Raw genomic sequence first — 8,269 nt, forward strand, 5'->3', positions numbered from 1 at the left:
ATCTGCGCTCCTATACCTCGACGACCGGGACGGGCTCGGTCGCGTTGCAGGACAGCGCATTGGCGATTGCGTCTACGACCACGTCGCTCGATTCTTCGGCGACACCCCATCTCAACGGGACCATTCTCAACGCGCTCGCCAACGCTCCGACCGGTACCACCCTGACCATCACCGGCGCGAGCGGCGCCCATACCATTACCTTCGACCCTAACGTCACCACTGTCACGACGGCTAGCGGCAATACCACGATCGGATTGGCTTCGGGCAGCGCCGCGAAGGTGTCTGATATCTTGAATGCAATCGCGACTGCCGCCGGCATCCCCGCCGCCAACGTGACTCTGAGCGCCGGCGGCAATATCCAGATCGCGACCGGCACCGGCACGGACGTGGCGGTCACCGGCGGCGCGGCGGCCACGGCGCTCGGTCTCAGCAGCGTGACGCGCGGCAGCGTGGCGTCGACGCCTCAGATCACCGGTTCAACTGTGCTGAGCGGCACTGCGACCACGGGCGGCCCGGAAGTCCTCTCAGCGGCGTTCCAGGCGGGGTCGGCGGGTCCGCCTGCCGTTAATCCCGATACGATCACGGTGAACGGTCAGACGCTGACTTTTGTCGCCTCGGGCGCCAGCGGCCCAAACCAGATCAACATCACGGACAACATCACAACTCTGCTTGGCAAGATCGATCAGATCACCGGCACCACGAAGCCGTCGACCATCCATGGCGGCGTGATCACGATCAACACGGACGATCCCGGGAGCCTCAACATCACGAGCTCGAACAGCACGGCGTTCGCGGCGCTCGGCTTCACGACCTCCCCGGTCACGGCGGCAAAGGCTCCGCTGCGCGTCGGCTCGTCGCCCCTCGGCTCGGCGACGACGCTGGTGAACGGCTCGGCCACCACCGTGCAATGGTACCTGGGCAATGACGGCCCCGGCTCGCCGCGCTCCACCGCGATGGCCCGGGTCGACGATTCCGTCACGGTGCAGTATGGCGCGCAGGCGAACGAGGACGCGATCCGCAAGGAGCTGCAGGCAGTCGCCGTGTTCGGGACGTTCTCGACCTCGCCGACCGGGCAGTATTCGGGCGGGCAGGTCGCCGCACTGAGCCTGCGGGTGACGCAGGCCCTGACCAAGCAGCCCGGCCAGCAGCGCATCGAGGACATCCAGACCGACATCGCGATGGCCCAGAACACCATGAAGGACGCGGGTACGCGCCAGACCCAGGCCAAGGCGCAGCTCCAGACTATCATCGACCAGGCGGAATCGGCGCCGCCGGACCAAGTTGCGAGCGAGATCCTGTCGCTCCAGAATGCACTCCAGGCGTCCTACCAGGTGACCTCGAACCTCGCGCAGCTCTCGCTCGTCAAGTTCCTGTAAGCGGGCGTTAAGGCGCCGTTAACCATGCCTCTTTACCTCTTGGTGAGGATTGCAGCGGGGCGGAGCTGACGATGTCGGAGAAGATGAAACTGGTGGTGGCCACGCCATGTTTCGGCGGGCAGGTGACGAGCATCTATGCGAGCTCGATCTTCGCGCTCCAGCGCGCCGTGCACGGCATGGCCAATCTCGAGCTCAAGGTGCTGCTGCGCGACGGCGATGCGCTGATCACGCGCGCGCGGGCCAATCTGGCCGCGATGTTCCTGGACGATCCCGAAGCGACGCATTTCCTGTTCATCGATGCCGACATCGGCTTCAGGCCGGAGCAGGTGTTCCGGCTGATCGAGTGCGGCGCGGACGTCGTCGCCGGCTGCTATCCGATCAAGCGGATCAACTGGGACAAGGCCGCGCGGGCGATCCAGTCCGGCCGCGCCGACGTGCCGGCCGCATCCCTCGACTACGTGCTCGAGATCGAGGACCCCGATCGCATCGTGGTGGTGAACGGATTCACCCGTGTGCGCTACGCCGGCACCGGCTTCCTGATGATCCGGCGCTCCGTGCTCGAGGCGATGTGCCGCCATCCGAACTACGCGGCATTGCAATTCTTCCGCGAGCATTCGCACGATACGCTGGCGGCGAGCCAGAACCGGTTTGCCTTGTTCGAATGCATAATCGATGCGGCGACCGGCACTTATCTGTCCGAGGACTTCGCCTTCTGCAAGCGCTGGACCGACATCGGCGGCGAGATCTGGGCCGACATCCAGAGCTCGCTCGATCACGTCGGACCGTCGGTGTTCCACGGCGACATCACCTCGCAATTCGCACCGGCGCCCGCGGCGGCGGCCGATGCGGCGTGAGCCTTTCGGGATGAGCGCCGGCGCATCCCGTCTGTCAGCCAGCGAGCGCGCGTCCGACGGCGGCTCGCGCTATCGCCTGCGCGATCTCTTCACACCGCTGGATACGCTGCTCGCCTCCGGCGGAGACCCGCGGCTGGCGCTCGATCCGAACGACCGTGTCAACGCCTATGGCTGCGCGGCTTCGCCGGAGCCGGAGCTCTGGAATTTCGCCTCCGCAACCGCGTCGACGATCTCGCAGATGGCCTATGACCGTGCCGCGTTGGCGCGCGAAGAGCTGATGCACAAGTGCCTGTTCGACGAGGTCGAAATCGCCTTCGACGCCCGCTGCGAGGACATCCGCGAGGAGCTGCGCGGCCACCTTGCGCTCTCGTCGCGCATCGACGTCGTGTTCTCGCCGTCCGGCACGGACTCCCAGCTTCACGCCCTGTTCGTGGCGCGCGCAGTGCTCGGCGCGGCGCCGGTGACGATTGTGGTCGGCGCCGACCAGACCGGAAGCGGGACGCCGCATACTGCACGCGGCCACCATTTCAGCACGATGACCGCAGGCGGCATGGCCGTGCGCAAGGACGGCGCGGTAACGGGGCTCGCCGGCGACAGCATTGCTGTGCCGCTGATCGACATGGCGGCCGGCATTGCGATGCGCACCGATGCCGATGCCGCGGTGCTGCGCGCGGTCGAGACCAGCCTCGCGCAAGGCCGCCGCGTTTTGTTGCAGATCATGGATTCGTCAAAACTCGGTTGGCGCGCTCCAAGCGAGGCCTGTCTCGATGAGATCGCGCGGCGCTGGCCGCGCAAGGTTCAAATCGTCGTCGATGCCTGTCAGGCGCGGCTCGGCCGCCGGCGGCTGCGCGCCTATCTCGACCGGGGTTACATGGTACTGATCACCGGCTCGAAATTCTTCGGCGGGCCCGCCTTCAGCGGTGCGCTGCTGCTGCCGAAAGGCCTGTCGCGGTCGATCGACCGGATGGGCGGGATCGCGCCCGGCATCTTCGATTATGCCGGCCGCTGCGACTGGCCGGTGGCGTGGACGACGCTACGCTCGCGCTTCGAGCGCCGGCCGAATTTCGGTCAATGGCTGCGCTGGGAGGCCGCGCTGGCCGAGATCGGCAGCTACTACGCCGTGCCCGGGGCTTTCCGCGCCAGGATGCTGGCCGAGCTTGCAGCCGGCATCGACAGCATGATCGCGTTGTCGCCGTCGCTTCGCGCCGTTCCCACCGCGATCGAGAAGTCAGGCGCGGACGACGAGGAATTCGCACAAGCCACGATCTTTCCGTTCACGCTGCTGCGCGGCGGCAAGCCGGTCTCGATCGCCGAGACCAGCGCCGTGCATCGGGCGCTGGCGTGCGACATGGCCGAGGAGATCAGCGGCAGCGCGGCGGACCGGCAAGTGGCCGCCCAGCGCTGTCTCGTCGGCCAGCCGGTCCGACTGGAGCGGCAGGACAGCGCGCCGCAGGCCGTGTTGCGCCTCTGCGTCGGCGCACGATTGGTGACCGAGGCGTGGTCGCCGGATACAATGCAGGCGCAACGCAATGTGCAGCAGGTTCTCGATCGCATCGCCCATGTGCTGGTGAAGATCGAGCTGCTGCTTGACCGTGGCGCGGTTGCGGCCGTGCCGGCAAAGTCCGCGTTCGAGGTGTGAGATGCAACTTCCAGTTTCCGCGCCGAGCGGTGTGACCGCGCCGAACCATGCCGACCGCATCGGCTTTGCGCAGTTGACGCGCCGCGCCTTTGAGGGCGGCGACCTGCATCCGTTGCGCGAGCGGCTGCTGGCGCGGATCGAGGAGGGGACGGCGGAGGCCGGCGAAGGCCTCGATCTCTCGCTGATTGCCCAGCTTCTCGGCGAGAAAGAGGCCGGGCTGGTGATCCAGACCGAGGTGCTCTCCTTCCATCAACTGTTTCGTACGCCTTGCGCTGCTGCAAAACCCCGGTTGCGCGTGCTCGCGCTCGCCGCCGATATCGACATGGGCGGCAACACGCCGATCGACTTCCTGATTGAAGACTCCGACATCGAGCTGTTGACGCTCTACGTAGTCAAGTGCATCGGCCTGCCGGAGACTCTGCCCGAGCACGACGTCGCCATCGTGATCGCGTCAGATTCCGAGGAGTGCCGGGAGGCGCTCGCGCTGATCGAGAAGGCCGCGCCACACTGGCCGAGGCCGCTGCTCAATCGCCCCGATCTCATCGGTAATCTCGATCGCGACAAGCTGTATCGGTTGCTGGCGGGCGTGCCCGGTCTCGACATTCCCGTGACCGCCCCCACGACGCGCGCGCAATTGTCGGAGCTTTCGCAAGGCAAAATCGTTTGCGAGGAGATCACGGGCGAACTGCATTTTCCGATGATCGTGCGGCCGCGCGGCACGCATGCCGGCGTCGGGCTTGCCAAGCTCGACGACGCGGTGGCGCTCGCGGCTTATCTTGCCGAGCGGCAAGAGCAGGACTTCTTCGTCGCGCGCTTCGTCGACTATGCGAGTTCCGACGGACTCTACCGCAAATATCGTCTCGCCATGGTCGACGGCAAACCCTATGCATGTCACATGGCGATCGCCGATCGCTGGGACATCTGGTATCTGAACGCCTTCATGGCGTTCAGCGAGGAGAAGCGGGCCGAGGAAGCCGTCTTCATGCTCGACTTCGACCATGCGTTCGCTGCGCGCCACAAAATCGCGCTGGACGAAATGAGCAGGCGCGTCGGCCTCGATTACTTCATCGTCGATTGCGCCGAGAACCAGAACCGCGAGCTGCTGGTCTTCGAAGCCGACAACACCGCCGTCGTGCACAACATGGATCCGCCGGCCGTGTTTCCGTACAAGCCACCGCAGATGCGCAAGATCTTCGCGGCGTTCACGGCGATGCTGTCGCGGCATGCAAGAGCGGGTGAGGAGAGTGCAGCATGAACGAGATCATCCGCAACCCGCAAAGCTCCGTCACGCACACTTCGCTCGATCCGCAGGACTGGAGCGAATTTCGCGCGCTCGCCCATCGCATGCTTGACGAGACGATCGACGGCATCGCCAACGTTCGCGCGCATCCGGTGTGGCAGCCGATCCCCGACGGCGTTCGTGCGGCATTCAAGGCCGACGTGCCACGCGAGGCGAGTGATCTCGCCGACGTCTATCGCGACTTCTCCGAACATGTCGCGCCCTATGCGACCGGGAACGTCCATCCCGGTTTCATGGGCTGGGTGCACGGCGGCGGCACCGCGGTCGGCATGGTCGCGGAAATGCTCGCGGCAGGCCTCAACGCCAATCTCGGCGGCCGCGACCATATGCCGATCGAGGTCGAGCGCCAGGTCGTCGACTGGATGCGCCGCCTGTTCGCCTTCCCGGAAAGCGCGAGCGGCATCTTCGTCACGGGCACGTCGATGGCGAATCTGATGGCAGTACTGGTGGCACGTACGAGCGCGCTCGGCACGCTGGCGCGGCAGTACGGCGTCGGCAATGACGGTGCGCTTCTCACCGCCTATACGTCGCAGGCCGCGCATGGCTGCGTCTCGAGGGCGATGGACATCGCCGGGCTCGGCAGCGACGCGCTGCGCAAGATCGGCGTCGATGCCGATCATCGCATGGACGTTGCCGCGCTCCGTGCGCAGATCGCGATCGATCGCGAGGTCGGATTCAAACCGTTCCTGGTCGTCGCATCCGCCGGTACGGTCGATATCGGCGCGGTCGACGATCTCAAGGCGATCGCGCAGCTGTGCCGCGAGAAAGGAATCTGGTTTCACGTCGACGGCGCCTTCGGTGCGCTCGCGATCCTGTCGCCCGAGCTTGCGCCGCTGCTCGGTGGCATCGAGCTTGCGGATTCCATTGCGCTCGACTTCCACAAATGGGGACAGGTGCCTTATGACGCCGGCTTCCTGCTGGTGCGCGACGGCGAGCAGCATCGGCAGGCCTTTGCGCAGCCCGCGGCCTATCTGCGCCGCGAGGCGAGGGGACTTGCGGCCGGCGCGATCTGGCCCTGCGATCTCGGTCCCGATCTGTCGCGCGGCTTCCGTGCGCTGAAGACGTGGTTCACGCTGAAGACGTTCGGCACCGATCGGCTTGGTGCGGTGATTGCGCGAAGCTGTGCGCTGGCGAAATATCTGGAGACGCGCATTCTCGCTGAGCCGCGGCTGGAATTGCTGGCGCCGGTCAATCTCAACATCGTCTGCTTCCGTTACCGCGCTGCCGACGAGGTCAATCGCGAGACCGTCGCCGACATCCAGGAGTCCGGTATCGCGGCGCCCTCGAGCACGACGCTGGACGGTAGGTTTGCGATCCGCGCCGCGATCGTCAATCACCGTACCGACGAGTCCGACATCGACGCGCTTGTCGCGGCCGTGCTGGAATTCGGCGGACGCCGGAGCGGGGGAGTGATCGAAGTCGAGGCGCCGCCGCTCGCGGCACAGTAGCTCGATGCATATCTGAAACGAGAACGGCCCCGGAGGCGATCCGGGGCCGTTATCGTTTCAGGTCGGTCGTTCGCGCGGCGTGGGCCCGCGAACGCGTGGGATCAGGCGGCGGTGCTGACGTCGTCCTTGTCCGCTTCGGCCTTGGGATGGGTGGCCTCGAACTGGCCGCGCAGCTTCTCCTCATAGGCGATCAGCTTGCGGGCATCCTTCAGTGCGCGATAGAGGTCGCCGTTGAGGATGTTGTTGTTGATGCCCTCGATGATCGGCCAGGAACTCGGCACCGCGGTGACGATGTCGCGCACCAGGTTGAAATAGGTGCCGTGCTGGGTCTGTGGATCCGGCGAGATGTACATGAGCTGGACCGCCAGATAGACGAGCTTGGCGGGCGAGTCGGCGGTCTCCGGCGTGAGGATGTCGCGCTCGCGCAGGATCGGCACGTTGTCGCCGTCGATCAGAAGGCGGGCGCGCTGGTCGGTGTTGGTTATTACGCAGTTACCGACGATGATGCGTTCGTGCGGTCTGAGCTCGACCTTGAGGGCCATGCCTGTTCTCCATCAACGCTTTCGTAACCGAGCGTGTGTTGCGGCGGATCAGGGCGCAATACTCCATCAAGACTAGTTAACGAGTTGTAAATCCCGGCCGATGCCGCGGAAAAACTCAATCATATCAAGGCCAAAAACGCCCGGCTGCGTGGCGTCGCGAGTGTGCGAATGGGCCGAATCGCGCGCCGACTCAGCAAAAGCGCCGATTTCATTTCATGTTTCGTTAGAGGACTCCGCCCCACGGTCCGCCGGTCGCTGGGTCACTCGATCCATGCAGACGCGTAACAGTAAGCGTCGTTTACCAGAAAGGTAACACCCAATGTCCGGTATCGTTCTCTCCTCCTCGGTTCGTCAGAACCTGCTCTCCCTCCAGTCCACCGCTGATCTTCTCGCCACCACCCAAAGCCGTCTGTCGACCGGCAAGAGCGTCAATTCGGCCCTGGACAATCCCACCAACTTCTTCACGGCACAGTCGCTCGACAACCGCGCCAGCGACATCAACAATCTGCTCGACGGCATCGCCAACGGCGTGCAGGTGCTGCAGGCCGCCAACACCGGCATCACCTCGCTGCAGAAGCTGATCGACAGCGCCAAGTCGATCGCCAACCAGGCGCTGCAGACCACCGTCGGCTATTCCACCAAGTCCAACGTCTCCGCCTCGATCGCGGGTGCAACGGCGGCCGACCTGCGCGGCACCACGAGCTTCGCCAGCGCGACTGCCAGCAGCAACGTCGTCTATAGCGGCGCGGCCGGCGGCACCACGGCGGCGAGCGGCACCACGACGGTCGGCGCCACCATCGGTTCGTTCACGGGCACTGCGGGAACGGCCGGCGACGGCACCACGGCCCTGACCGGCGCCATCACCCTGATCGCCACCAACGGCACGACTGCAACCGGCCTGGCCACCAACGCCCAGCCCGCCGACGGCGACACGCTGACGGTGAACGGCAAGACCATCACCTTCCGTACGGGCTCTGCGCCGGCCTCGACCGCGGTTGCGTCCGGTTCGGGCGTCAGCGGCAACCTCGTCACCGACGGCAGCGGCAACTCCACCGTCTATCTCGGCACCGCAGGCACCCCGACTGCAACCGTCGCCGATCTGTTGACCGC

The 8,269-nt window shown here is 65.7% G+C and carries 6 protein-coding genes and 1 pseudogene; 6 read left to right on the plus strand and 1 reads right to left on the minus strand.

The window, feature by feature from the left end; translation table 11 throughout:
- The 5 genes and pseudogenes from IVB47_RS07575 to IVB47_RS07595 all read left to right on the plus strand — a co-directional run.
- Positions 1-1,376, plus strand: a pseudogene (locus IVB47_RS07575) (flagellar hook associated protein); the annotation flags it as partial.
- A gap of 71 nt (positions 1,377-1,447) precedes the next feature.
- On the plus strand, positions 1,448-2,230 hold the full coding sequence (locus tag IVB47_RS07580) for a hypothetical protein (RefSeq protein WP_247460795.1): 783 nt from the start codon (positions 1,448-1,450) through the stop codon (positions 2,228-2,230).
- Complete coding sequence (locus IVB47_RS07585; protein ID WP_247460796.1) at positions 2,220-3,869, plus strand: hypothetical protein; 1,650 nt, start codon at positions 2,220-2,222, stop codon at positions 3,867-3,869. The genes IVB47_RS07580 and IVB47_RS07585 overlap by 11 nt, the downstream gene beginning before the upstream one ends.
- 1 nt (position 3,870) lies before the next feature.
- Positions 3,871-5,124: a hypothetical protein gene (locus IVB47_RS07590; protein ID WP_247460797.1), complete on the plus strand. Its 1,254-nt coding sequence runs from the start codon at positions 3,871-3,873 to the stop codon at positions 5,122-5,124.
- Positions 5,121-6,617 (plus strand): aspartate aminotransferase family protein, encoded by a 1,497-nt coding sequence (locus IVB47_RS07595; protein WP_247460798.1) that lies wholly within the window; start codon positions 5,121-5,123, stop codon positions 6,615-6,617. Before IVB47_RS07590 ends, IVB47_RS07595 begins: the two co-directional genes overlap by 4 nt.
- A 101-nt stretch (positions 6,618-6,718) precedes the next feature.
- On the opposite strand, the gene flbT is transcribed toward IVB47_RS07595, so the two are convergent.
- Positions 6,719-7,159, minus strand: coding sequence for a flagellar biosynthesis repressor FlbT (gene flbT, locus IVB47_RS07600; protein WP_027566886.1), 441 nt, complete (start codon positions 7,157-7,159; stop codon positions 6,719-6,721).
- Positions 7,160-7,478: 319 nt separating this feature from the next.
- Between flbT and IVB47_RS07605 the strand changes: the two genes are divergently transcribed.
- Positions 7,479-8,269 (plus strand): DUF1522 domain-containing protein (locus IVB47_RS07605; protein WP_247460800.1); only part of this gene is annotated, 791 nt, incomplete at its 3' end.

The organism is Bradyrhizobium sp. 62 (assembly GCF_023073035.1).
In the GTDB taxonomy this organism is placed as follows: domain Bacteria; phylum Pseudomonadota; class Alphaproteobacteria; order Rhizobiales; family Xanthobacteraceae; genus Bradyrhizobium.